This is a genomic window from Burkholderia sp. AW33-5 (assembly GCF_053427615.1).
This window is the reverse complement of sequence record NZ_JBSAXA010000148.1, coordinates 1-201: the sequence shown is the minus strand read 5'-3', so window position 1 is coordinate 201 and position 201 is coordinate 1. Positions and strand designations below refer to the sequence as shown.

Genomic DNA, 201 nt, shown 5'->3' with positions numbered 1-201 from the left:
ACTGCAGACGAACCTCAATGCACATCCATTTGCCGATCTCGTCGACAGCGAGATGCGTGCGAAGCTCAATGTCGGACCGATCGGCAAAGGCGGCAGCGCGTATACGCCGAACCAGTCGACGTATCGTGCGAGCGACTTCGTGCAAACTATCGGGCCATCGTTTCGCGTGATCGTCGACGTGGGCGACTGGGACAATTCTCG

1 protein-coding gene is annotated in these 201 nt (G+C 58.2%); it reads left to right on the top strand.

The window, feature by feature from the left end:
• Positions 1 to 201: penicillin acylase family protein (locus ACV22V_RS32770; RefSeq protein ID WP_448016888.1), on the top strand; the 201-nt coding region annotated here is incomplete at both ends.